Here is a 25,042-nt window from a genome sequence, read left to right on the forward strand (position 1 = left end):
CCCAATTCCCGGAGTCGTGCCCCATCGGCCACACCAGCACCACGACAGAACAGGCCACGTCCGCCGGGGAACACCCTCCCATGGCCCGCGCCGGCGCAGGTGCGCGGGTCCCGACAGCGCCCTCGACGGCCCGCGGCCCGTCGAGGACGGTGTCGGAGGACGGCGACGAAGGCGGACGACAGCAGCCGGTCAGCGCGTCACCGGTGAGGACGGGACGCTGACATCGATCGTCGCGCCCGGCTGCGTCAGCAGGATCTTCACGAGCTCGGCCTTGCGCGGGCCGTTGTCGGCGCCGCCCCACACCACGGTCTTGCGCTTCTCGCCCTTCGCCTTGACGGTGAAGGACACCTGGTCTGCCGCCGACACCGAGATCCCGGAGACGTCCGCTCGGAGGTCGGGCGCGAGCGACCCGAGCGCAGCCAGTGCCGCGTCGACGCCCGCCTTGGTGACCTGGGCCGCTCCGGAGCTGACGAGCGGCACGCCCGCGGGGGCGCTGCCGACGGTGCGGAAGGTGAACCCGTCCCGATCCACGACGTCCACCTCACCTCGAGGGTTGCGCACGGCGAGCACGGCCACCCTCGGGGTCACGGTGACGACGACGGTGTCGGGGAGGCTTCGACCCACCGACACACTGCTCCACGACCGGCCCGCGAGCAGCCGCGCGGTGACCGCGTCGGTGTCGACGCGCATCAGCGGACCGCCCAGCGGCACCTGCGCGACGGCACGCACCTGCCCCGCTGCAGCGGGGCTCACCCCGTGGACCTCGACCCTGGAGGCCGTGAGGACGCTGCTGAACCAGCCAAGCCAGGCGACGAGTCCCACGACGACCAGGACCGCGACCAGGACGCCGGCCACCAGACGCGGTCGGCGACGGGCCGCGGCCGCGCGGCGTTCGAACCGGGTGCGCGACGAGGCCAACCCGGTGCCGGCGAGGCGACGGTGGGACGTGCCTCGCTCGAGCATCACGGCGTCCCACCACCGAGGGCCCGCAGCACCTCCGGGCCCACCATCGTCACGTCGCCGGCACCGACGGTGAGCACGAGGTCACCGGGACGCGCGAGGGCGGCCACGGCCGGGGCGACCTCCGACCACGAGGGCACGTAGTGGACCTCGACCTCGGGGCGCGCGGCCGTCACCGCATCGGCCACGAGCCGGCCGGAAACCCCGGGGACGGGGTCCTCGCGGGCGGCATAGACGTCCATGACGACCACCACGTCAGCGGGCGAGAGACCGGCACCCAGCTCTGCGGCGAAGTCGCGTGTCCGGCTGTAGAGGTGCGGCTGGAAGACGACGACGAGTCGGCCACTGTCGCCCACGAGCTCCTTGGCGGTCGCCACGACCGCCGTGACCTTGCCGGCGTTGTGGGCGTAGTCGTCGACGACGACGACTCCTCCTGCCTCGCCCTTGGGCTCGAACCGGCGGCGCGTGCCGGTGAAGGACGCGAGACCCGAGATGACGCGGTCGGGGTCCTGACCGAGCCCGTGTACGGCGGCGGCATACGCCGCAGCCGCGTTGAGGGCGTTGTGACGCCCGGGCACACCGAGCGTCATCCGACGCTCGACGCCCTCGTCTCCCTGAAGGCCCCGGTCCCGCAGGGTCACCGACGAGGTGACGCCGTCCTGCCGGTGTTCGCCGAGCACGACGTCGGACGCCGGGTCGAAGCCGTACGTGAGCACGTGCGTGCCGGCGGCCCGGGCCCGCTCCGCCAGTGCGACCGAGCCCGCGTCGTCCGCGCACGTGACGAGCAGGCCCCCCGGCCGGATCGTGGCGACGAACGCGTCGTAGGCGGCCTGCACAACAGTGAAGTTCGAGTAGAAGTCGAGGTGGTCCGGCTGGACGTTCGTGACGATCGCGACCTCGGGCCGGTAGACGACGAAGGACCCGTCACTCTCGTCGGCCTCGACGACGAAGATGTCGTCCGACCCGTCGTGGGCGTTCGTGCCGTGCTTGGCCAGCTCGCCCCCGACGGCGAAGGACGGGTCGAGGCCGCAGCCCTGCAGGGCCACGGTGAGCATCGAGGTGGTCGTCGTCTTGCCGTTGGCGCCCGCGACGGCCACCGGCCGGCGACCCTGCATCAACGCGGCCAGGCCCTGGGCCCGGTGCAGCACCGGCACCCCCCGCTCTCGCGCGGCGAAGAGCTCGACGTTGTCGTCGCGGATCGAGCTGCTCATGACGATGGCATCGGCGCGCTCCTGGTGTCCCTCGTGGAACCCCACCCACACGCCGGCGCCCTCGCTCTCGAGGGCCTTCAGGACGGGCACGTCCTTGGCGTCGCTGCCGGTGACGCGGATGCCGCGGGCGAGCATGATGCGGGCGACGCCCGACATGCCGGCGCCCCCGATGGCGAGGAAGTGCACGCGGCCGAGGTCCTCGACCCTCGGCACGGGGGCGGTGAAGTCGAAGCGGGCCGCCGCGAACGGGTCGTCGACGGTGGGCGTGTGCGGGGTCTGGGTCACGAGCGGTTCCTGCCTGCTGCCGCCCGGTCGACCAGGTCGGCGAGCGTCTCGTCGGCGGTGGGCTCGCCGAGCGTCCGCGCCGCAGCCGCCATCCTGGCCAGCCGGTCCGGGTCGGTGGCGAGCGGGAGCAGGACGCTGTCGATCCACTCCGGGGTGAACGCGGCGTCGTCGACGAGCACGCCGCCACCGGCGGCAACGACATCGGCGGCGTTGAGCACCTGCTCCCCGTTGCCGACGGGCAGTGGCACGTAGACGGCCGGGAGACCGACCGCCGTGAGCTCGCAGACCGTGTTGGCGCCCGAGCGTGCGACGACGAGGTCGGCGACGGCATACGCCAGCTCCATCCGGTCGGCGTACGGGACGACGACGTACGGGGCGCCACCCCCGGACGCCTCGGGGACGAACTCCTTGCCGAGCCCCGTCACGTGCAGCACCTGTACGCCTGCCTCCCTCAGCCCGGACACGCGGGCTCGGAAGGCGTCGTTGAGGCGCTGGGCGCCGAGCGACCCGCCGGTGACGAGGACCGTGGGCCACTGCGGCTCGAGGCCGAAAAGCGTGAGCGCCTCGGCCCGGACCGCCGCGCGGTCGAGCGTGCTCACCTCCCGGCGCAGCGGCATGCCGACCCGCTGCGCGTGTCGTAGCGAGGTGCTGGAGAAGGTCGTGGCCACGGCGCTGGCCCAGCGGGCACCGAGCCGGTTGGCGAGGCCCGGACGGGCGTTCTGCTCGTGGACGACGATCGGCACGTGCCGACGCCGGGCCGCGAGGTAGGCCGGCGTGCTGACGTAGCCACCGAAGCCGACGACGACGTCGGCACCGGTCTCGTCGATGGCGGCGCCGGCGGCGTCGACGGCAGCCTTGAGACGTCCGGGCAGGCGTAGCAGGTCAGCGCTCGGCCGCCGCGGCAGCGGCACCTTCGGGACGAACCTCAGGTCGTAGCCGCGGGCCGGCACGAGGCGCGCCTCGAGGCCCTCCTGCGTGCCGAGCGCCGTCACCCGGAGGTCGGGGTGGCGGCGCCGCAGGGCGTCGGCGAGGGCCAGGAGCGGCGACACGTGGCCGGCGCTCCCTCCCCCGGCGAGCAGGACGGAGGTGGGCGTGGACAGCGGGATCACCGACTTCTACGACGTTGCGGGACGGAGCGGACGCGGGAGGGCAGCACCGCGAGGGATCGACGGACCAGGCTGGGACGGGCGTCGAGCAAGGCCTTGCAGCCGGGCTCGTTGCGCGCGAACGACAGCAGGATGCCGAGGGCGACCAGGGTCGTCACGAGCGACGAGCCACCGGCCGAGACGAGCGGCAGCGGCACACCGATGACGGGGAAGAGACCGATGACGGCACCGATGTTGATGATGGCCTGGCCCAGCAGCCACGCCATGATGCCGAAGCCCGCGATGCGCACGAAGCGGTCCTGCGTGCGGCTCACGAGCCGGAAGCAGGCCCACGCGAGGATGCCGAAGAGCAGCAGGACCATGAGGGTGCCCGGCAGACCCAGCTCCTCACCGATGATGGCGAAGATGAAGTCGTTGTGCGCCTCGGAGAGCCACTCCCACTTCTCCTTGGAGGCGCCGAGCCCGACACCCCACCAGCCACCGTCGGCGAGCGCGTAGAGACCGTGCACGGACTGTCCGCACCAGCCGTCCGGGTCGGCGTTGCACGCCGGGCTCAGCCAGTTGGCGATGCGGCTCGTGCGGTTGTTGCTGCCGGTCACCATGAGCGCGACGCCGAGGACCGCGAAGCCCCCCGCGATGGCGAAGACGCGCTTGGGCGCCCCGGCGACGAGCAGGATCGCGGCCACGATGAGCAGCACGACCATGGCCGTGCCGAGGTCGTGGCCGGCGAGGATGAGGCCGATGACGATCGTCGCGATGGGGACGAGGTAGGGCAGCACGACGTGCAGCATGCTCGCCATACGCGAGGACTTGTTGGCGAAGATCACCGCACCGACGAGCACGAGCCCGACCTTGGCGAACTCGGCCGGCTGGAACTGGACCGGGCCGACCGCGAGCCAGTTGCGGTTGCCGTTGACGCTCCTGCCGAACGGGATGACGGCGGCGAGCAGCAGCACCGACACGACCATGGTCGGGAAGGCGAGCCGCTTCCACCACCGCACGTCGAGACGACTGGCGAAGCCGGCCGCGACAGCACCGAGGACCGCGAAGAGCAGCTGGCGCAGGAAGACGGTGTAGGAGGCCTCGTCGGCCAGCAGAGCCTCGACGCTGGAGGCCGAGAACACCATGATCAGGCCGAAGACGACGAGGGTCGAGGTGGCGCCGAGGATGAGGTAGTACGTCGTCAGCGGCGACTCGAGCTTGCCGATGACCGGGAGGGACCGCGGCCCTGACGTGCCTGAGGTGCTGTGCGTGCCCGACGTGGGCTTCGCCCGGGCGCGGGCCCGCGAGCCCGTCGTCCCCGCCTTGTCGTCGGCGGTCGTCGTGCTCACTCCAGCCCCCCGTGTGCCTCGAGGTGCCGCCGGACCGCCTCCTCGAAGGCGTCGCCGCGGGCCCCGTAGTTGGTGAACATGTCCATCGAGGCGGCAGCCGGCGCGAGCAGCACGACGTCGCCCGGCTGGGCGAGGCGCGCAGCCTCCCTGACGACTCGGTCCATGACTCCAGTGTCGGTCTCGGACAGGTCCACGACCGGGACATCCGGCGCGTGTCGGGAAAGGGCCTGGGCGATCTGGTCGCGGTCCGCGCCGATGAGGACGACGCCGCGCAGCCGCGAGGCCATCTCCTCGACGAGGCTGTCGACGTCGGCGCCCTTGAGCAGTCCGCCCGCGACCCAGACGACGGAGTCGAACGAGCGGATCGCCGCCGCGGCCGCGTGCGGGTTCGTGGCCTTGGAGTCGTTGACGAAGCGGACGCCCTTGACCGTCGCGATCTCGGCGATCCGGTGCCGGTCGGGACGGAAGGCCCGCAGCCCGTCCCGGACCGCGATGGGGCCGACGCCGTACGCGCGAGCCAGCGCCGCGGCCGCGAGGGCGTTGGCGATGTAGTGCGGTGCGATCGAAGGAGCATCGCCCTGGAGGTCCGCGATCGTGCAGAGCTCGGCGGCGGAGCGCTGCCGCTGCTCCACGAAGGCGCGGTCGGCGAGGACGTCCTCCACCACCCCGACCATGGAGGGCGCCGGGATGCCGGTGGTGAAGCCGATGGCGCGGCAGCCCTCGACGACGTTGGCCTCCATGACGAGCTGCTCGGTCTGGATGTCGGCGACGTTGTAGATGCAGGCCAGGTGGGTGTTCTCGTAGATCTTGCCCTTGGCCCGGAGGTACTCGGCATAGCTGCCGTGCCAGTCGATGTGGTCGGGTGCGACGTTGAGCACCGCGGACGCGACGGCCGAGACCGAGCGCTGCCAGTGCAGCTGGAAGCTCGACAGCTCGACGGCGAGGACGTCGTAGGGCTCGGGGTGGAGCACCGCCTCGAGCAGCGGCGTCCCGACGTTGCCGGCCGACGTGGCGCGGAGCCCCGCGTGGCGCAGGATCGAGGCGAGCATGTTCACCGTCGTCGTCTTGCCGTTGGTGCCTGTGACGGTGAGCCACGGGGCGGCGCCCTCCCGGGCCCGCATGCGCCAGGCGAGCTCGACCTCTCCCCACACGGGTATGCCGGCCGTCGCGGCCGCCAGCATGAGCGGGTCGTGCGGCGGGACACCCGGGGAGGTCACGACGAGCTCGGTGCCCGCGGGCGGCTCGACCATGTGCTCGGGACCGAGCCGGACGTCGACGTCGAGGATCTCGAGGATCGTGGCGCGCTCGCGGATCGCCTCGGTCTCGTCGCGGGAGACGGCGACGACGTGCGCGCCACGGTCGGCCAGGGCGTCAGCGGCGGCGAAGCCCGACACCCCGAGTCCGACGACGAGGACGTTGAGCCCCGACCAGTCGGCGTCACAGTGGGTCAGGCCCTCGCGCGGCTCGTAGAGCGGGTCGTAGCTCACTGGGACCCCACCACCCACTCGGCGTAGAAGACGCCGAGGCCGAAGGCGACGAAGAGCCCGGCGATGATCCAGAAGCGGACCACGACCGTCACCTCGTCCCAGCCGACCATCTCGAAGTGGTGGTGCAGCGGTGCCATCCTCAGCACCCGTTTACCGGTGGTCTTGAACGACGCGACCTGCGCGACGACCGAGAGCGTCTCGAGGACGAACATGCCGCCGAGGATGATGAGCAGGATCTCGGTGTGCGTCGCGATGGCGAGGCCCGCGAGGGCGCCACCGAGGGCGAGGGAACCGGTGTCGCCCATGAAGATCTTCGCGGGCGTCGCGTTCCACCAGAGGAACCCGAAGCAGGCGCCCATGCCCGCCGCGGCGACGAGCGCGAGGTCGTGGGAGTCGCGGACCTCGTAGCACTTGATGCCCGGGTTGGTCTGGCAGTTCTGGTTGTAGGTCCAGATGCTGATGAGGACGTAGGCACCGAACACCATCGTCGAGACACCTGTCGCGAGTCCGTCGAGGCCGTCGGTGAGGTTCACCCCGTTGGACGCGCCCGCGATCATGACGTTGGCGAAGATGACGAAGAGGATGACCCCCACGACGGTGCTGCCCCCGAGGGCGAGGCTGATGTTCGTGTCGCGCACGAAGGACACGAGCAGCGATGCAGGTGTGCGGTACTGCTCGTTGGGGAACTGCAGCGCGAGGCCGGCGAAGGTGATGCCGACGAGCGCCTGCCCCAGCAGCTTCTGCTTCGAGCGCAGGCCCAGACTTCGCTGCTTGCTGATCTTGATGAAGTCGTCGAGGAACCCGACGAAGCCGAGCCCTGCGGCGAGGAAGAGCACGAGCAGCCCGCTCGCCGTCGGCGGGTTGAGCGTGAGCAGGTGGGACAGGAAGTAGGCACCCAGCATCGCGGCGAGGATGACGGCACCACCCATCGTGGGCGTGCCGCGCTTCGTGTGGTGCGAGGTGGGGCCGTCGTCGCGGATGAACTGGCCGTAGCCGCGCTTGACGAGGAACTTGATGAACAGCGGGGTGCCGAACAACGAGATGAGCAGCGAGACCGACGCCGCGAGCAGGACGCCCTTCACCGCTGCGCCCCCTCTCGGGACGACGCCGGGACGGGTGTCGCCCTGCCCTCGCCGCCCTCGCCGCCCACGGCCGCGAGCCGGTCACCGAGCCAGCGCAGCCCGCTGTCCCGGCTCGACTTGAGCAGGACGACGTCACCCGCGCGCAACCGCGGGGCGAGCAGGTCATGGGCCGCGTCGGTGTCGGGCACCCACTCCGAGCCCGGGAACGCGTCGGCGAGCGGCCGGGCACCCTCACCCACGGCCACGACGTGGTCGAACGCGAGCGACGCGGCATACGCCCCGACGGACGCGTGCTCGGCGTCGCTGTCGGGTCCGAGCTCGAGCATGCCGCCGAGGACCGCCCAGCGCTCCCCCGCCACGTGCATGGCTGCGACGGCGTCGAGCGCCGCCCGCATCGAGTCGGGGTTGGCGTTGTAGGCGTCGTTGACGACGACCACGCCATCGGGGCGGTCGGTGATCTCCATCCGCCAGCGGCTCACGGCCTTGGCGGCGCCGAGACCGGCGACGACCTGGTCGAGGGAGAGTCCCAGCTCGAGTGCAGCCGCGGCGACAGCGAGCGAGTTGCCCACGTGGTGGGCACCGCTCTGCCGCAGGGCGACCGGAGCCGTGCCTTGCGCACAGACCAGGGTGTATGCAGCCCTCCCGCGCTCGTCGAGGCGGACGTCCTCCGCGCGGACGTCCGCCTCAGGGGCGAGGCCGACGAGCTGCACCCTGGAGGTGAGGTCGGACGCCATGGCGGCGACCAGGGGGTCGTCGGCGTTGAGGATCGAGAGGCCCTCGGCCGGAACGGCACGAGGGAGCTCCGACTTGGCGCGGGCGATGTTCTCGCGTGAGCCGAACTCCCCGATGTGGGCGCTCCCGACGTTGAGCACGATCGCGACCTGGGGCGGCGCGATGCGCGTGAGGTAGTCGATGTGGCCCACGCCGCGGGCACCCATCTCGGCGACGAGGAAGCGGGTGGTCGGGGTGACTCGGCAGACGGTGAGCGGGACGCCGATCTCGCCGTTCAGCGAGTTGACCGGCGCGACCGTCTCGGCGACGGAGGTCAGCACCGACGCGAGGAGGTCCTTGACACTCGTCTTGCCGGACGAGCCGGTGACGCCGATGACGCGCAGCTCTGGTGCGCGGTCGATGACGCCTCGCGCCACCAGGCCGAAGGCGGTCTGGACGTCGTCGACGACGACGCACGGCACGCCCTCGACGGGACGCGACGTCAGGGCGGCCACGGCCCCGGCCGTGACCGCCGAACCGACGAAGTCGTGGCCGTCGGCGGTCTCACCGACCCGCGCGACGTAGAGGCTGCCCGGCCCGCAGTCGCGGGAGTCGGTGCTGACGCTCCCGTCGATGATCACGGCCTCAGGGGTCTCGGTGCCGTGCACCTGCCCACCGGTGAGGTCACGGATCTCGCTGAGCGACAAGGCGATCACGACGTCACCCCCGACGAGGTGACGGCTGCGAGGGCGGCGCGCACGGCGTCGCGGTCGTCGAACGGGTGCTTCACTCCGCGGATCTCCTGACCCTTCTCGTGTCCCTTGCCGAGCACCACGACGGTGTCGACAGGGCGGTCCTCCCCCGTGCCGACCACCGCGAGCGCGATGGCCTCGGCGATGGCGCTCGAACGCGGCCCGCCGTCGATGATCTCAGTCGCCCCCGGCGCCCCGTCACGGACCGCCTCGCGGGCGCCGGCGATGACCGCCGCCCGGATCTCGGCGGGATCCTCGGAGCGAGGGTTGTCATCGGTGACGACCACGACGTCGGCCTGACGCGCCGCTGCGGCGCCCATCGCGGGGCGCTTGCCCCGGTCGCGGTCGCCGCCCGCGCCCAGAACGGCGATGAGCCGGCCCGTCGTCGACTCGCGGAGCGCCGCCAGGGCGGCATCGACGGCGTCGGGTGTGTGCGCGAAGTCGACGACGCACCGCGGACCCTCGGGACCGCCCGACGCCACGACCTCCATCCGGCCCGGCACGTCGGGGGCCACGGACATCGCGGCCTCGACCTCGGTCGGCGCGAGCCCGATGCCCAGCAGCGCCAGGGCGGCGAGGGCGGTGTTGGCGACGTTGAAGTGCCCCGGCAGGTGCGAGACGAGTCGCAGGACCCGGCCGGTCGACCGCTCTCGCAACGAGAACGCGCCCTGTTGGGTCTGCTCGGTCTGCTCGGCCCGCTCGGCCCGCTCCGCGACCCAGTCGGCGTCGCCGCCGGCCTCCTCGGACGTGGCGAGCGTGACGGTCGGCACGGTGGCCTCCGTCGCGAGGCGGCGACCCCAGGCGTCGTCGACGCACACGACCGCGGAGCGGGAGCGCTGCGGCGTGAACAGCGAGGCCTTGGCGGCGAAGTAGTCGTCCATCGAGGCGTGGAAGTCGAGGTGGTCCTGCGAGAGGTTGGTGAAGAGCGCCACGTCGTAGACGACGCCGTCGACCCGACGCAGCTCGAGGGCGTGGCTCGAGACCTCCATGACACAGGCATCGAGGTCCCGCTCGCGCATGAGCCCGAGCAGCGCATGGAGGTCGGTCGCCTCGGGGGTCGTGCGCACCGACTCGATGCGCTCGTCGCCGATCCGGGTCTCGACGGTGCCGATGAGCCCGGTGCGCTGCCCGTGCGCGCGCAGCGCCGACTCGACGAGGTAGGCAGTGGTCGTCTTGCCGTTCGTGCCGGTGATGCCGACCATCGTCAGCCCCTCGGACGGATGTCCGTAGACCTCGGCGGCCACCGCGCCGAGGACGCTGCGGGGGTCGTCGGCCACGACCACGGGGACGGACGACGAGAGGTCCGCGAGGCCGTCCGGGTCGGTGAGGACCGCCACTGCGCCGGCGGCCACGGCGTCGGCGACGAAGCGCGCACCGTGCAGGTTGAAGCCCGGCAGTGCGGCATACAGGTCGCCCGGGAGGACGGAGCGGCTGTCGAGCGTGACGCCGGTGACGAGCACGTCGCCGGCCTCAGGTCCTGCCGCGCGCACGGACGAGCCGGTCCCGATCCGGGCCGTCAGGTCGCGAAGGAGCACACCCGACGTGGCGGGTCGAAGGGGGGAAGGTGACACGTCATCCCAACTTACAGGCCATCCCGCTTGGCCCGCGCATTGCTGATGACCGCCGGGTCGTCCGACGACAGCGGCTTGTCGGCCCAGACGTGGTAGTCCAGGGTCGACTTCGGGCTGGGCAGAGCGGCGGTGCGCTCGAGGAGGTAGGACATCACCTGGTTGAAGACGGGCCCGGCCAGCGCGCCGCCGAACATGCCGGCGCTGGGCTTCTGGATGAAGACGGCGACGACGTACTTCGGCGCCTCCGCCGGCGCGAAGCCGATGAAGGATGCCGTGAAGCCGTTGTAGCGCTTCAGCTTGTCGTCGTAGCGGTCGGCCGTGCCGGTCTTGCCCGCGACGCGGTACCCCTTGATGCGGGCGGCGCTCGCCGTGCCGTTCTCGCCGGTGACCTCCTCCATCATCCGCGACAGCTTGACCGCGGTGTCCTGGGTGACGACGCGCGTCGGCGTCGTCGCGGCCGACGGGATGAAGGTCCCGCTGTCGTTGACCGTGCCCTCCACGAGCGACGGAGGCACCCGCACGCCCTTGTTGGCGATGGTCTGGAAGACGCCGGCCTGCTGGATCGCCGTGACGGCGTAGCCCTGGCCGAAGAGGATGGTGTAGCGGCGCGTGGAGACCCAGTCCTTGGCGCCGGCGAGGAGGCCGGCGGACTCGCCGGGGAAGCCCACCGGCGTCTTGGCGCCGATGCCGAACTTGCGGTAGTAGGCCTCCATGACCGCCGGTGAGACCCGCTCCCCGATGAGCATGGTGCCCATGTTGGAGGACTTTGCGAGCACGCCTGTCGCGGTCATGTTCTCGACCCCGTGCGGCTCGTTGTCCTTGAACGAGGTGCCCGCACGCGGCAGCCGCGGCGGCACGATGACCCCGGTGTCGGGCGTGATGACGCCCTTCTCCAGCGCGGCGGCCATCGTCATGAGCTTGCCGGTCGAACCGGGCTCGAAGGCGTCGTTGAAGGCGTAGTTGCCCAAGGCCGCCTTCTTGGCGTCGGCAAGGTCGTTGGGGTCGAACGTCGGGTAGCTCGCAGCCGCCCGTACCTTGCCGGTGGCGACCTCCATCACGACGGCAGTGCCCGACTCGGCGCCGACGGCGGTGACCTGCTTGGCGAGCGCGTTCTGGGCGTACCACTGCAGGTCCGCGTCGATCGTCAGCTTGACGTCGCGCCCGTTGACGACGGGCGTGTCGACGCGCTGGGACCCCGGGATGATGTAGCCGTCGCGGGCCCGCTCGGCGACGCTGACACCAGGTGTGCCCTTGAGCGCCGTGTCGAACATCTGCTCGACCCCGCCTGCCCCGGTCTGGTCGATCGGCCGGACGAAACCGACGAGCTGACCCAGTGCCATCGAGGTGGGATAGATCCGCTGGGCGGTCCGCTCGCCGGTGATGCCCGGGATGCCCAGGGCCCGGATCTCGCGGTAGATCGCCGGGTTGACCTCCTTCTTGACCACGACGTAGCGGGTGCTGGAACGGGTGAAGAGCTTGGTCAGCTGCGCCGGCGTCATCTGGAGCAGGGGCGCGAGGTCCGCGGCCGCGCGGGTCACGCCGACCTTGGTGCGCACACCGTCGACCTTGACGACGTACTCCGGGATGATCGTCGGGTCGGCGGCGATGGTGAAGCGCTCGACCGAGTCGGCGAGGACCTGCCCGTTCGTGTCGAGGATCTGGCCGCGCATGGCCGGGGTCGTCGTCTTGACGGAGCGCTTGAACAGCGCGGCCTCCTGCGTCGCGGACGCGTCGAAGGCCTGGATGCGCAACAGCTGGCCGGCGAAGATCGTGAAGACGAAGAGGATGGCGACGAAGATGACCCGCGCACGGCGGCGCGGGTTCGCCCGCGAGATCTTCAGGGGGCGGCGTGGACCACGTGGACCATGTGGACCACGTGGACCACGCGAAGCGGCCTTCGGGGCGGGACCGCGACCCCGGCTCGAGGCGGGTCCGTTCCGCGTCGGGGCGGGTCGGGGGCCACCGCGGGCGTCCCCCCGGCGGGCGGTCCGGGTCGGCGTGACGCCACGACTGGCGGACGTCGCCCGCGCCGTGGAGGAGGTCTTGGGGTTGGTCGAACGCACCGGGGCGCCGGGCCGAGCCTGGGCCGGCGGAGTGCCCTGCGTACGTCCGTGGGTGACCTTTCCCTGGCCGGCGCGCGCCGTGGCAGCTGCCGGCGCGTCGCGGCGGGTCTGTCGAGCGGGCGCAGCGCCGCGACCGGACCGTCGTGGATCGGTCCCTCGGGTCTGCGTCACGGGATCACCTCACCGTCGTCTGCTGGGCCTGCCCACCCTGGTCCGACGCGGCGCCGTCGGTGGCCTGCCCCGTCGACGCGCCGGGCGTCGTGCCCAGTGTGGGTGCTGCAGGCGCCGCGGTGCTGGCACCCGACGCCGTCGGCGTGGCGCCCGAGGCGGCAGAGGCGGCAGCGCCGACCTTGCTCGCCGAGGACAGCACCTTCTTGACCGAGGCCGTGACCGCGGGCGGCGTCGGGCTCGTGACGATCGGGAAGGCGTTGTTCTTCGTGGCCGGCTCCGGCTCGCCCGTGACGGTGCCCTTCGACAGGTCGACGTAGCCGCGGGTGTTCATCCGCACCATCCCGATCTCCGCCGCGCTCCGCGCGAGCGCTCCGGTCGCCGACGCCCGGTCGATCTCCTCCTGCAGGTTGCCCGCGGTGTCGCTGAGGCGCACCGACTCCCGCTGCAGGTCCCCGAGCGCGAGCGAGCCCTGGGCCAGGGCGGTGTTGAGCAGCAGCAGGGCGATGAGGCCGCCGATGAGCAGCGCGATGCAGGTCGAGACGAAGGCGCCGTTGCCGGTGCGCGTGATGCTGCTCGGGATGACCCGAAGCGGTGTCGGGGCTGGCCCGCGCCGCGGCGCGCGGAGCGGCCGGGCCGTGGCGGTCATCTGGCTCATCGGGTGGGTCCCTTCCTGGTCCTGCTGTCTGTGCTGCCGGTCGTGGTGTTCGTGGAGGTGTCGCGCACGCGCTCTGCGACGCGGAGGCGGGCCGAGGCGGCCCGGGGGTTGGTGGTGACCTCGTCGTCACCGGGCGCCTCCGCGCCGCGGGTGACGAGCTTGAGGTATGCCGCGTGCTCGGGGAGCTCGACGGGCAGGCCCCGCGGCGTGCTGGAGGTGGCACCCGCGGCGAAGGCCTGCTTGGTGGCGCGGTCCTCGAGGGAGTGGTAGGACAGCACCGCGATCCGGCCGCCGACGGCGAGGACGTCGATCGCCTCGTCGATGGCGCGGCGCCAGACCTCGAGCTCGTCGTTGACCTCGATGCGCAGTGCCTGGAAGGTCCGCTTGGCCGGGTGCCCGCTCTGGCGCTGCGATGCCGCCGGGATGACACGCCGGAGCATCTCGACGAGGCGGCCGGACGAGGTGTACGGCTCGATCGCGCGGTCGTGCACGACGGCCTTGGCGATCTTGCGGGCGAAACGCTCCTCGCCGTAGTCGCGCAGGATGCGGGTCAGGTCCTCCACCGAGTAGGTGTTGAGCACGTCGGCCGCGGTCATCCCCGTCGACTGGTCCATCCGCATGTCGAGGGGTGCGTCGACGCGGTAGGCGAAGCCACGATCGGTCTCGTCGAGCTGGAGCGAGCTGACGCCGAGGTCGAAGAGGATGCCGTCGACGGCCTTCACGTCGAGGTCCGCGACGACCGCCTTGATGTCGTCGTAGACGGCGTGGACCGGTCGGAAGCGGTCACCGAAGCGCGCCAGGCGCTCCCCCGCGAGCGCCAGGGCCTCGCGGTCGCGGTCGATGCCGACCACGGTGCACTCCGGGAACCTGTCCAGGACGCCCTCGGCGTGGCCACCCATGCCGAGCGTGCCGTCGACGTGCACTGCACCGGGGCGCTCGAGGGCGGGCGCGAGCAGGTCGAGAATCCGATCGCGCATGACGGGGACGTGGCGTCCCTGCGCCGGTCCTCGATCGCTCATGTGCGTCCCTCTCACGCTGGTGCTGCTGGTGGGCCCCTGCTGGTGCATCTGTGGTGCACGGGGCTGGTGTGACTGTTGTGACCGAGCAGCAGATACAGATCGGCCATCGGTGCTGGTGGTGGGTGGCCGGTCGGCCGGAAGTGGCAGCGATCAGGTGGAGGGTGCTGATCGGATGCCGGTCGGAAGGTGCGGGGTGGCGTGGCCCACCTGGGGGCTGGTCCCCATCCGCTGCCTCGCCCGGGACGGGGGAAGTCGTCCCGGGAGCGGAGCGGCTGGAGGCCGGCACGCAGGTGGTGGTCGGTCGGTCGGTGGTCGGTGGTCGGTCGGAGTCCGGTGCGGTGGTGGTCGGCGCGCGGAAGAAGGGTCCCGGTGGCTCAGAAGAGCCCGGGGATCACCTCCTCCGCCGTGTCGGCGAAGCTCTGTTCGGTCTGCTCGAGGTAGGCGTTCCAGACCGCGCTGTCCCAGACCTCGAGGCGTGAGCCGGCACCGATGACCGTGACCTCACGGTCGAGACCGGCGTACTGGCGCAGGTTGGCCGGGATGGTGAAGCGGCCCTGCTTGTCCGGGATCTCGTCAGAGGCCCCGGAGAGGAAGACGCGCATGTAGTCGCGGGCGACCTTGCTCGTCGTGGGCGCCTGGCGCATCTGGTCGGCGACCCGGACGAACTCGTCCATCGGGTAGATGAACAGGCTGCGCTCCTGGCCGCGCGTGACGACCAGCCCACCGGCCATCCGTTCGCGGTACTTCGCAGGCAGGAACAGCCGGCCCTTCTCGTCGAGCCGGGGTGTGTGCGTCCCGAGAAACATGGTTCGCCACCTCCCCTTTGTCGACCCGCGGGCGCACCCATTCACTACCTTGATGCCCCACGATACTCCACTCTCCTCCACCGTCAACGAGGTTTGGCCCTTTTTGGTCCGGCGATTTCTGCGTTTTCGCAGGTCAGCAGTGGTGGAGCGAAGTGGAGCCCTTGAGCGCCACTCCCGGTCTGCGGGGGCGCGGTGGTCGGGGGGCACCGGACGGACGGGACGGCATACGCCAGCTCGCCCGTCGCATCCGTGCTCAGCGCGAGCCCGGCGAGGGCAACGAACGAACCGAACCGCTCCCCCGGACGTTGCACGTGGAGGAAAGTGGAGATGCACAAGCGGGTCCACGGATCCGGCAGCCCGGCAGGTCTCCATCCGGTCACGACCGAGGCAGCCCTACCGTGACGAGGGTCGATGGGAGAAGATCACCTGACGGGTGGGCGGGCCGTCACGAACGGTGCCGCGCCACGACATGGGGACGACAACCGGAGGACAGTGTGACCACGACGGACACGGGGATCGAGACGACGGCCGCTTCCGGCCGGCCTGCGGGCGCCGGCGCAGGGAGCGCCGGCGGGGCCGACCTCGGTCTCATCCACGAGGTGGCGGACCGGCTCATCGGAGCGATGACCAGTGTCATCGAGGGCAAGGAGGACGTCGTCCGCACCACGGTGACCGTGCTCTTCGCCGGCGGCCACCTGCTCATCGAGGACGTGCCCGGCGTCGGCAAGACGATGCTCGCCAAGACGCTGGCGCGTTCCATCGACGCGACGGTGCGACGCATCCAGTTCACGCCCGACCTGCTGCCGAGCGACGTGACGGGCGTCAGCATCTTCAACCAGGACGCCCGCCGCTTCGAGTTCCGGCCGGGCGCCATCTTCGCCAACGTCGTCGTCGGCGACGAGATCAACCGTGCCTCGCCCAAGACGCAGTCGGCGCTGCTGGAGTCGATGGAGGAACGCCAGGTCACCGTCGACGGCACGACCTACACGCTGCAGGCCCCCTTCATCGTGATGGCCACCCAGAACCCGATCGAGATGGAGGGCACCTACCCGCTCCCCGAGGCCCAGCGCGACCGGTTCATGGCCCGCATCTCCATGGGCTACCCGTCGCCCCGGGCCGAGCTCGACCTGCTCGAGACCCACGGCTCCAGCTCGCCACTCGATGCCCTGACCCCCGTCACCGACGCCGAGACGATCAACCGCGTCGTGCAGTCGGTCAGCCGGATCCACGCGAGCCCCGCGGTGCGCCAGTACATCGTCGACCTCGTGACCCGCTCGCGGTCGACGACGGCGCTGCGGCTCGGCGCCTCACCGCGTGCGGCGCTGCACCTGCTCCGGGCGTCGAGGGCCTACGCCGCGCTCGAGGGCCGCGACCACGTCATCCCCGACGACGTGCAGATACTGGCTGGTCCGGTCCTCTCGCACCGCCTCATGCCCTCGAGCGAGACCCAGCTCGCACGCCGCACCACCGCCGAGGTGGTCACCGACCTGCTGCGCCAGGTGCCGGTGCCGCCCGCAGCCCGCTGAGCAAGGACACGCGCATGCGCTCACTGCGGAGCGTCCTGACGACGAGGGGGCGGGCCTTCATGGGCTCGGGCACCGTTCTCGTGCTTGCCGGTGTCATCTTCGGTTTCCGCGACCTGACCCGCTTCGGGGTGCTCCTCGTCACGCTCCCCGTCATCTCTGCCGTGCTCGTGCGCACGCGCAAGACCCGGATGCGCATCGAGCGGCACACCCACCCCGAACGGATCAGCGTCGGCCAGGACGCTCACGTCACGCTCTCCTTCGAGAACGTCTCGAGCGCCACGACCCCGATCTTCCTCGCGGAGGAGCGCCTCGACTACGCCCTCGGCGACCGGCCGCGGTTCGTCGTCGGCCGCATCCCGTCCGGGCGTGTGCGCGCCATCGACTATGCCGTGCGCTCCCACCTGCGCGGACGCCACCACCTCGGCCCCCTCGGGGTCCAGGTCCAGGACCCCTTCGGCTTGGCCAACCGCAACGCCGTGCTCGAAGGCACGGCCGACCTCGTCGTGCTTCCGGCCGTGCACCCCCTCTCGTCGAACCGCCAGCCCAGCTCCGGGGTGGGGTCCGAGGGCGAGCAGGCGCAGCTCATCTCGCTCCACGGCGAGGACGACGTCACGATCCGCGAGTACCGCGACGGCGACGACCTGCGCCGCATCCACTGGCCGGCGACGGCCCGCACGGGCGACCTCATGGTGCGCCAGGAGGACCGACCCGCTCAGCGGCGAGCGGTGGTGCTCATCGACCCTCGGCCGTCGGCGCACGGAGGCACGGGAGCCAGCAGCTCCTTCGAGTGGGCGGTCACCGCCGCCGCCTCGGTGGCGGTCCACCTGTGCGACTCGGGGTATGCCGTCCACCTCGTCTGCGCCGAGACGGTCGAGACCGCCCGCGCGGCCGAGACCATGACGCCTGACGAGATCCTCGACGTCCTCGCCGTGGCGACTCCGCGTGACGACGCCGGCGATGACGAGATCCTGCGTGCCGGACAGGCCCTCGCATCCGCCGGTGGGTTCCTCGTGGCCATCGTCGGCCCGTTCGGACGTGACATCACCTCCCGGGTGGCGAGCCTTCGTCAACCGGGGACGACAGGCCTGGCCCTCGTCCTCGACGCACGCAGCTTCGGCGAGACCCAGGCGGAGGAGGCCGAGCCGCACGTCGACACCCTGCGCCTGGCCGGCTGGCGCGCCGTCGCCGTCCGGCGCGACGAGGACGTCGCGTACGTGTGGGCCGTCCTCACCGCCGCGACCGTGGGAGGCAGCCGATGACCCGCCGACGGTGGAGGATCACGGTCCTCGGCGCTCTCGCGACACTGAGCGCCGTCTACCCCATCACCAGCCTGTTCGTGGAGACGACGTGGCTCCCCCAGGCGGTGTTCATCATCGCCCTCGTGGCCGGGCTCGGCCTCCTGGGGCGAGGACTCACCCGTTCGCGTGGGCTCGTGGTCCTCGTGCAGGTGCTCGTCACCGCCTACGTCATCCTCGCCCGCTGGACCGGTGAGTCCTTCGTCCTGCTCGTCCCCACCCCCGCGACGCTCGAGGCGGCCAACTCGCTGGCGCTGCAGGCCCTGGAGACGGTCAACCGCTACTCCGCGCCCGCACCGCTCAACGAGGGCATCACCTTCTGCCTCGTCGTCGCCGTCGCGCTCGTGGCCATCGCCGTCGACGCCATGGCGGCCACCTGGCGCAGTCCGGCGGCCGCGGGGCTGCCGCTGCTGACGGCATACCTCATCACGGCCGCCAACGGCGACGCTGCGCTCGCGCTGCGCTACTTCGTCGTGCCGGTGGCGCTGTGGCTGGTCATGCTGCACACGACCGCACGCGCGCAGTTCGGCCGCTGGGGCACGGCCAACGCGGCCGCCCACAGCGAGATCGACGAGGCCGCCCACGACCGGGACGCCTTGCGCTCCTTCACCGCCGGGGCGCTCAAGCTCGGCGCCATCGGTGTCGTCGTCGCCGTCGTCGTCCCGGCCGTCATCCCTCACTTCCCGCCGCGCTACCTCACCGAGGGGCTGGGGCGAACCGGTGGCGGGGGCGGGGAGGGCTCGGTCGGCTTCAACGACACGCTCGACCTGTCACGCAGCCTCAACAACCAGGACCAGTCGCCCATCCTCACCTACACGACGACCGCGTTCACCCGGGCGCCTCTCCGCGTCCTCGCCACGTCGTACTACTCACGTGGCCAGTGGAGCATCGCGGGCGCGACCGGGGCCCGCCCCGACAACCCGCCGCCGCTGCCTCCGCAGGACAAGCGTCGCGACTACGTCGTCACCGTCTCGAACAACACCCTGGCCGCGCCCCGCATCGCCGCGCCCTACCCCGTCGTCGCCGTCGCGATGGAAGGCACGCCGTGGACCATCGACCCCGTCACACGTGACGTGCGCGTCGGCCGGGCCGTCAGCGACTACCGCGTCACCTACGCCGACATCGCCCCGTCCCCGCCGCAGCTGCGCGATGCCGGCCCCCCCGACTCCCCCGACATCACCGACGACGACCTGACCATCCCGGAACGCTCTCGCGACCTCGTGCAGCGCTGGTCCGACGAGGTGACGCGCGGGAAGGGCAACGCGCTCGACAAGGCCATCGCCATCCAGAACCACCTGCGCGACACCAGCCGGTACACCTACTCCCTCGACCTGGGCGAACCGCTGCGGGACGGCGAGGGGCGCCTGCTCGAGCCGATCCAGAACTTCTACCAGACCCGGCGCGGCTACTGCGTGCAGTTCGCGACCGCGATGATCATGATGGCGCGGGCCCAGGGCATCCCGGCCCGGATGGCCATCGGCTTCCTGCCGGGACAGCTCTCCGGTGAGCGCTATGTCGTGCGCGCCAGCGACGCGCACGCGTGGCCCGAGCTCTACTTCCAGGGCTACGGCTGGCTGCGCTTCGAGCCGACGCCCGGCGCCCGTTCGGGCGCACCACCGCCGTATGCCGTGCTGGGCTCGGACTCCGGCCCCACCGGCGGCGGCCGCGGGGTGAGTGAGACCGGCACGCTCGGCGCCTCGGCGGCGAAGCCCAAGATCACGGCCGAGACGGCCGTCGCACCCGCGCCGCAGCAGCGCGGCGTCCTCGAGACCCTCGGCGCGGTGTTCACGCTGCGCAACCTCGTGCTCGTCGTCGCCGTTCTCGTCGGCCTGCTCGCGGCGTTCACCATGCCGATCACGGCCTGGCTGCTCCGGGTGCGACGGCGACGTGCAGCCGTGACGCAGCAGGACCTCATCGAGGCCGAGTGGGAGGAGCTGACCTCACACCTCGGCGACCTCGGCATCGACGCTCCGGCAGGCGTGACCCTGCGCCAGCTGCGCGAGCGGTACGTCGGCGAAGGTCACCTCGACGAGGAGAACGCGACCGCCATGCGACGGGTCACAGCCACCCTGGAGAAGTCGCGCTACGACCTGCCCGAGCGAACGACGCCGCAAGAGGCGTTCCGGCTGCACGAGGACATCCGCTCGATCCGTCGTCAGGTCGGCCGCACCCGGGCCTGGCAGACGAGGGCGCGGTCCTTCTTCTGGCCCGCCACCGGCGTGTCGTTCTGGCGGTCCCTGCCGGGGCGCCTGACCTCCCGGCGCCGCTGACGGACTGCGCCGACGAGATCCGTTCACGCCAAACCAGGCCGACCCGAGAACTCCGGGACCGGCTCCGAAGCCGTGGGCCCACGTTCGGGGAAGGTCGGACGCGGTGCTGCCGGCCGAGTTAGCCTACAAAGGCGGTGAACGTTTCCTATGGCCGCAACGGCTGACGCGGCGCGCGTCGTGCAGGAGGCCGACGATGAGCAAGAAGAAGGCCAAGAGGGCGGACGAGACGGACGAGCTCCCTGTCGGGACACCAGGCACGTGGGACGAGTCCTCCGACGCTTCGAAGTTGCGTCGCAAGACCTACGAGTCCGAGCTCGAGCCCCTGCAGGCAGAGCTCGTGGCCATGCAGGAGTGGGTGAAGTCGTCCGGCGCCAAGATCTGTGTGGTGTTCGAGGGACGGGACACGGCCGGCAAGGGCGGCACGATCAAGCGACTCGTCGAGCGCGTCAGCCCACGAGTCTTCCGAGTGGTCGCGTTGCCGGCGCCGACCGATCGGGAGAGGTCGCAGATGTACCTCCAGCGGTACATCCAGCACCTGCCCGCCGCAGGCGAGGTGGTGATCTTCGACCGCAGCTGGTACAACCGCGCCGGGGTCGAGCGCGTGATGGGGTTCTGCACCCCCGCGCAGACCGAGCGTTTCCTCGAGCAGATCGCCGGTGTCGAGAAGGCCATGGTCGACTCGGGGATCCTCCTGATCAAGTACTGGCTCGAGGTCGGCGCCGAGGAGCAGACGCGCCGGATCGAGAGCCGCATCCATGACCCTCGGAAGGTATGGAAGCTCTCGGACATGGACCTGAAGTCCTACGGCCGCTGGTACGACTACTCGCGTGCCCGCGACGCCATGTTCGCGGCCTCCGACACCCCGTGGGCCCCGTGGTACGTCGCGCACACGGACAACAAGAGACGTGGCCGTCTGAACATCATCAGTCACCTACTGAGCCAGATCCCCTACGAGCCGCTCGAGATCAGGGACGTCGAGCTCCCGAGGCGTCAGGAGCCTGGGGACTACCAGTCCCCGGCCCTGCCGCCGCGCTTCATCCCCACACCATTCTGAATTGCGACGGCCTCTTCATGACTGACCGCGTCGTCCCAGGGAGGAAAGCATGTCCGAGAAGGTCAGCGCTCCGACCGTGACTGCGCGGCGGGACCACGCCGTCGCGTGGTGGGCCCTCCCGGTGGATGAAGTGACCAAACGGCTGGATGTCGACCCGGTCAGGGGCCTGACGGAGCTGGAGGCGGAGCAGCGGCTCAGGACGTCGGGCGCGAACGCGATAGCCGAAGCGGAGCCGGAGCCGATCTGGAAACAGTTCCTGAAGCACTACCGGGACTACATGCAGATCGTGCTCGTCATCGCGGCGATCGTCAGCCTGCTGATCGGTGAGTGGGGGACGGCGGTGGGACTGGCGCTGCTCACCGTCTTCAACGCCTGGTTGGGATACCACCAGGAGGGCAAGGCCCACGCAGCGGCGGCGGCGCTCGGGGCGATGCTGGAGGCAGTCGCCAAGGTGCGGCGCGACGGCTCCGTCCTCGAGATCCCCGCCGCAGAGATCGTGCCCGGCGACATCGTCCTTGTCGACGCCGGTGACCGAGTGCCCGCAGATGGCCGAGTGATCGTTGCCGCCACGCTCCAGGTCGAGGAAGGCGCTCTGACGGGCGAGAGCGTCGCAGTCGAGAAGACGACCGAGCCGCTCGGCACGACCGACGTAGCGATCGGCGATCGAACCAACATGGCCTTCATGAACACCAACGTCACGCGCGGCCACGGGGAGATCCTCGTGACCACCACGGGGATGGGCTCCGAGGTGGGGCACATCGCGCACTTGCTTGCTGGCCAGAAGGTGGAGAAGACACCTCTGACCAAGCAGGTCGACCGGCTCACGATCTTCATCATCGGCGCCGCCCTTTTCGCCTTCATCGCCATCGTCATCATGGGCCTCGCGCAGGGTGAGTCCTTCACGGTCCTCTTCGGCATCGGTGTCGCCCTGGCCGTCGGATCCATCCCGGACGCCCTTCCCGCAGTGGTGACGACGATCCTTTCGGTGGGGTCGGTCAACATGGCCAAGAAGAACGCGATCATGAAGGTGCTGCCCGCCGTCGAGACGCTGGGCTCGACCTCGGCGATCAACTCCGACAAGACCGGGACCCTGACGCTGAACCAGATGACCGTCCGAGAGTTCACGACCGTCGCTCATCACTACACCGTCAGCGGTGAGGGCTACAGCTTCGACGGGCAGGTCCAACGAACGACGGGCGATCCCGAAGCCAATCTGGACTACGTGTTCTTCCCGTGCGCGCTCTGCGACGATTCCGACATCCAGGACGGCGCCGTCGTCGGCGACCCCACGGAGGGGGCACTCTACGTCCTCGCCCAGAAGGGCGGCATCGACGTCAGGCAGTTCCGCCTGAACCACCCGCGCATCGCGGCGGTGCCGTTCGACTCCGACTACAAGTTCATGGCCACCTTCCACACGATGCCCGGGTCTGAAGGTCAGCCTGTCGTACGGGCCTACGTGAAGGGCGCGCCGGACGTGATCCTGGACCGGTCGACTCGAGCCCGGATGCCCGGAGGGGTGAGCGTGATGCTCACCCCTGAGATGCGCGGGAAGGTCCTGGCCGAGAACGAGCGCATCGCCAGCCAGGGACGGCGCGTCCTGGCGTTCGCGCAACGCGAGTTCGATCCCGCCACCTTCGACCCCGCCGCCGACCTGATGGAGCTGATGCAGGACCTCGAGCTGGCAGCCCTGGTCGGCGAGGTCGACCCGCCGCGGGCGGAGGCGATGAAGGCCATCGCCGAGGCCAAGCAGGCCGGGATCCGGGTCCGCATGATCACCGGAGACCACGCCATCACCGCTGCCGCGATCGCCAGCGAGCTGGGCATCGAGGGGCGGGCTGTGACCGGCGCCGAGTTCGCCGCGCTCGACGACGAGCAGGCGGCCAGGCAGGTCGACGAGATCGGCGTGATCGCCCGGGTGGCGCCCGAGCACAAGGTCAGGCTGGTGGAGGTGCTCAGGCGCAACGGGCACATCGTCGCGATGACAGGGGACGGGGTGAACGACGCGCCGGCCATCGGTGCTGCGGACATCGGCATCGCCATGGGGATCACCGGAACGGATGTCGCCAAGGGCGCGGCCAAGATGATCTTGACCGACGACAACTTCGCCACCATCGTGGCCGCCGTCGAGGAAGGACGCTCGGTCTACGACAACCTGCAGAAGTTCCTGCGGATCCAGATCGCCAACCTGTTCATGTTCGTCCTCGCGTTCCTCGGCTCGACTGCGTTCCAGATCGCCGGCACCGCGCTGCTGATCCCTTCCCAGGTGCTGTGGATCCACATGGCCGTGGTGGCGCCGCTGGGCGCGGTCATGGGCCTGGACGTCGCCAGCCCGGGGATCATGCGGCGCAGGCCCCGTCCCTTCAACCAGGCCATCATCATCAGGTCGATGATGGTGCGCCTGTTCGTCAACGGACTGTTCATGGCCGCCGCGACGCTGGTGCTGGTCCAGATCGGCAAGACCACCTATGACTCGCTCGAGGTGGGGCAGACCATGGCGCTGGTCGGCTTGTCGCTCATGAACATCTTCCTCGCCCTCAACCTCCGTTTCCCTGAGGACAGCGCCTTCGGGAGCGCGACGCTGTCCAACCCGAAGCTGCTGTGGGCCTTCGCGTGGGCGGTCGTCGGCGCGATGCTGATCACCCAGATGCGCGTGCTGCAGGACCTGTTCCACACCACGCCACTCGACGGCAGGCAGTGGGCCATCGTCCTGGTACCCGGCGTCGTGCTGCTGATCCTGGGCGAGCTGTACAAGGTGATCCTTCGCGTCTGGCGGGCGCGCGACCGGGCGAAGGTCTCCAACCAGACCGCGGCATCGTCTCTGGCCGGCTGACCGGGGCCGGCTGAACTCGGCCATCTCCGTGGGCGCCGACGAACCTCCCCTGGTGACGCCACGACGGCTTCGCGGCCCGGTGGCCCTCACTGGGCGAACGCGCCGACGGTTTCTGGCCTGGGGGTCTGCCAGCACCGTGACCTGTCTGGCGCTGTGCGTCGTGGCTGCGCATCATCCGCAGCTGCTCGACCAGTGGGACCACGTCCTGGCACTTGGTCCAGACTGGTGGCGGCGCTCTGCGTCGTGGCTCGAGCACCCGCTGGTGTGGGTGTCCTCCGCCTTCGGCACCGTGGCAAGCGCGATCGCGACGGTGGTCGTCGCGGGCCTGCTGCTGTACTGGAAGCAGGGCAGGGCGGCCGCCTACGTCGTACTGACGATCGCCGGCACCTCCCTCGTGACCGCCGGCCTCAAGCAGTACGTCGGCCTCGCGCGGCCGGTGGTGGTGAACCCGATCCTCCAGTACACGTCGAGCGCGATGCCGAGCGGCCACGCGTCGAACATTGCTGCGGCTGTCACGGTGACCGGTGTCCTGTCGGCCCTGTTCCTGCGTCGGCGTGCGCGCCGCCGCCTCGTGCTCGTGGTCGGTGTGATCGTGGTGGTCGTCGTCGGGCTCGACCGGCTCATGCTCGGGGTGCACACCCCAACGGAGGTCGTTGCCGGCTACACACTCGGAGCCGGGCTCGGCCTCCTCGCCGCGTACGTCGTCAACCCGGTGGCGCGGGTCTGCGTGGAGCGCGTCCACGAGGCGGGCGACCGCGCCGAGCCCGCGAATCCAGGTGAACCACCTGAAGCGCAGGCATGAGTGCCACAGAACATGGGTCGGGCGGGCCACACCCGGGCCGCGCTCTGGGCGTTCG

General features: G+C 71.0%; 18 protein-coding genes. 6 read left to right on the forward strand and 12 right to left on the reverse strand.

The window, feature by feature from the left end; all coding sequences use genetic code 11:
• Positions 1–189 precede the first annotated feature (189 nt).
• The 12 genes from ABD831_RS19950 to mraZ form a co-directional block, all read right to left on the reverse strand.
• Entirely contained in the window at positions 190–963 is a 774-nt protein-coding gene (locus ABD831_RS19950; protein WP_344951079.1) for a cell division protein FtsQ/DivIB, read from the reverse strand.
• On the reverse strand, positions 963–2,456 hold the full coding sequence (gene murC / locus ABD831_RS19955) for a UDP-N-acetylmuramate--L-alanine ligase (protein WP_344950975.1): 1,494 nt from the start codon (positions 2,454–2,456) through the stop codon (positions 963–965). Before murC ends, ABD831_RS19950 begins: the two co-directional genes overlap by 1 nt.
• Complete coding sequence (gene murG, locus ABD831_RS19960; protein ID WP_344950978.1) at positions 2,453–3,565, reverse strand: undecaprenyldiphospho-muramoylpentapeptide beta-N-acetylglucosaminyltransferase; 1,113 nt, start codon at positions 3,563–3,565, stop codon at positions 2,453–2,455. Before murG ends, murC begins: the two co-directional genes overlap by 4 nt.
• Positions 3,562–4,893, reverse strand: coding sequence for a putative lipid II flippase FtsW (gene ftsW, locus ABD831_RS19965; RefSeq protein ID WP_344950981.1), 1,332 nt, complete (start codon positions 4,891–4,893; stop codon positions 3,562–3,564). The genes murG and ftsW overlap by 4 nt, the downstream gene beginning before the upstream one ends.
• On the reverse strand, positions 4,890–6,380 hold the full coding sequence (murD, locus tag ABD831_RS19970; RefSeq protein ID WP_344950983.1) for a UDP-N-acetylmuramoyl-L-alanine--D-glutamate ligase: 1,491 nt from the start codon (positions 6,378–6,380) through the stop codon (positions 4,890–4,892). Before murD ends, ftsW begins: the two co-directional genes overlap by 4 nt.
• Positions 6,377–7,462: a phospho-N-acetylmuramoyl-pentapeptide-transferase gene (mraY, locus tag ABD831_RS19975; RefSeq protein ID WP_344950986.1), complete on the reverse strand. Its 1,086-nt coding sequence runs from the start codon at positions 7,460–7,462 to the stop codon at positions 6,377–6,379. Before mraY ends, murD begins: the two co-directional genes overlap by 4 nt.
• A complete protein-coding gene (locus ABD831_RS19980) occupies positions 7,459–8,889 on the reverse strand; it encodes a UDP-N-acetylmuramoyl-tripeptide--D-alanyl-D-alanine ligase (protein WP_344950989.1) in 1,431 nt (476 codons plus the stop codon). The genes mraY and ABD831_RS19980 overlap by 4 nt, the downstream gene beginning before the upstream one ends.
• Positions 8,886–10,496, reverse strand: coding sequence for a UDP-N-acetylmuramoyl-L-alanyl-D-glutamate--2,6-diaminopimelate ligase (locus tag ABD831_RS19985; RefSeq protein ID WP_344950992.1), 1,611 nt, complete (start codon positions 10,494–10,496; stop codon positions 8,886–8,888). The genes ABD831_RS19980 and ABD831_RS19985 overlap by 4 nt, the downstream gene beginning before the upstream one ends.
• An 11-nt stretch (positions 10,497–10,507) precedes the next feature.
• Positions 10,508–12,730 (reverse strand): peptidoglycan D,D-transpeptidase FtsI family protein, encoded by a 2,223-nt coding sequence (locus tag ABD831_RS19990; RefSeq protein ID WP_344950996.1) that lies wholly within the window; start codon positions 12,728–12,730, stop codon positions 10,508–10,510.
• A 4-nt stretch (positions 12,731–12,734) separates the two neighbouring features.
• Positions 12,735–13,385: a cell division protein FtsL gene (gene ftsL / locus ABD831_RS19995; RefSeq protein WP_344950999.1), complete on the reverse strand. Its 651-nt coding sequence runs from the start codon at positions 13,383–13,385 to the stop codon at positions 12,735–12,737.
• Complete coding sequence (gene rsmH, locus ABD831_RS20000) at positions 13,382–14,404, reverse strand: 16S rRNA (cytosine(1402)-N(4))-methyltransferase RsmH (RefSeq protein WP_344951002.1); 1,023 nt, start codon at positions 14,402–14,404, stop codon at positions 13,382–13,384. The genes ftsL and rsmH overlap by 4 nt, the downstream gene beginning before the upstream one ends.
• A 374-nt stretch (positions 14,405–14,778) precedes the next feature.
• Positions 14,779–15,210 carry a division/cell wall cluster transcriptional repressor MraZ gene (mraZ, locus tag ABD831_RS20005; RefSeq protein ID WP_330472966.1) on the reverse strand — a complete coding sequence of 144 codons (432 nt, stop codon included), beginning with the start codon at positions 15,208–15,210 and terminating at the stop codon, positions 14,779–14,781.
• A 590-nt stretch (positions 15,211–15,800) separates the two neighbouring features.
• Here mraZ and ABD831_RS20010 point away from each other — a divergent pair.
• The 6 genes from ABD831_RS20010 (at position 15,801) to ABD831_RS20035 (ending at position 24,987) form a co-directional block, all read left to right on the forward strand.
• The gene (locus ABD831_RS20010; RefSeq protein ID WP_344951083.1) at positions 15,801–16,736 is read left to right on the forward strand and encodes an AAA family ATPase; all 936 of its coding nucleotides are present in this window, start codon (positions 15,801–15,803) and stop codon (positions 16,734–16,736) included.
• Positions 16,737–16,750: 14 nt separating this feature from the next.
• A complete protein-coding gene (locus tag ABD831_RS20015) occupies positions 16,751–17,995 on the forward strand; it encodes a DUF58 domain-containing protein (protein ID WP_344951009.1) in 1,245 nt (414 codons plus the stop codon).
• Positions 17,992–20,301: a transglutaminase TgpA family protein gene (locus ABD831_RS20020; protein WP_344951012.1), complete on the forward strand. Its 2,310-nt coding sequence runs from the start codon at positions 17,992–17,994 to the stop codon at positions 20,299–20,301. Before ABD831_RS20015 ends, ABD831_RS20020 begins: the two co-directional genes overlap by 4 nt.
• A gap of 193 nt (positions 20,302–20,494) precedes the next feature.
• A complete protein-coding gene (ppk2, locus tag ABD831_RS20025; protein WP_344951015.1) occupies positions 20,495–21,355 on the forward strand; it encodes a polyphosphate kinase 2 in 861 nt (286 codons plus the stop codon).
• Between the two features lie 49 nt (positions 21,356–21,404).
• Complete coding sequence (locus ABD831_RS20030; protein ID WP_344951018.1) at positions 21,405–24,185, forward strand: cation-translocating P-type ATPase; 2,781 nt, start codon at positions 21,405–21,407, stop codon at positions 24,183–24,185.
• Positions 24,186–24,345: 160 nt separating this feature from the next.
• Positions 24,346–24,987 carry a phosphatase PAP2 family protein gene (locus ABD831_RS20035; RefSeq protein WP_344951021.1) on the forward strand — a complete coding sequence of 214 codons (642 nt, stop codon included), beginning with the start codon at positions 24,346–24,348 and terminating at the stop codon, positions 24,985–24,987.
• Positions 24,988–25,042 lie beyond the last annotated feature (55 nt).

The organism is Terrabacter ginsenosidimutans, assembly GCF_039539425.1.
Classification (GTDB): Bacteria; Actinomycetota; Actinomycetes; order Actinomycetales; family Dermatophilaceae; genus Terrabacter; species Terrabacter ginsenosidimutans.

What these genes read in the sequence shown, in the direction of transcription:
- ABD831_RS19950 (WP_344951079.1), bottom strand. Translation starts at nt 963, where the DNA reads ATGCTCGAGCGAGGCACGTCCCACCGTCGCCTCGCCGGCACCGGGTTG.
- ftsL (WP_344950999.1), bottom strand. Translation starts at nt 13,385, where the DNA reads ATGAGCCAGATGACCGCCACGGCCCGGCCGCTCCGCGCGCCGCGGCGC.
- rsmH (WP_344951002.1), bottom strand. Translation starts at nt 14,404, where the DNA reads ATGAGCGATCGAGGACCGGCGCAGGGACGCCACGTCCCCGTCATGCGC.
- mraZ (WP_330472966.1), bottom strand. Translation starts at nt 15,210, where the DNA reads ATGTTTCTCGGGACGCACACACCCCGGCTCGACGAGAAGGGCCGGCTG.
- ABD831_RS20015 (WP_344951009.1), top strand. Translation starts at nt 16,751, where the DNA reads ATGCGCTCACTGCGGAGCGTCCTGACGACGAGGGGGCGGGCCTTCATG.
- ABD831_RS20020 (WP_344951012.1), top strand. Translation starts at nt 17,992, where the DNA reads ATGACCCGCCGACGGTGGAGGATCACGGTCCTCGGCGCTCTCGCGACA.
- ppk2 (WP_344951015.1), top strand. Translation starts at nt 20,495, where the DNA reads ATGAGCAAGAAGAAGGCCAAGAGGGCGGACGAGACGGACGAGCTCCCT.
- ABD831_RS20030 (WP_344951018.1), top strand. Translation starts at nt 21,405, where the DNA reads ATGTCCGAGAAGGTCAGCGCTCCGACCGTGACTGCGCGGCGGGACCAC.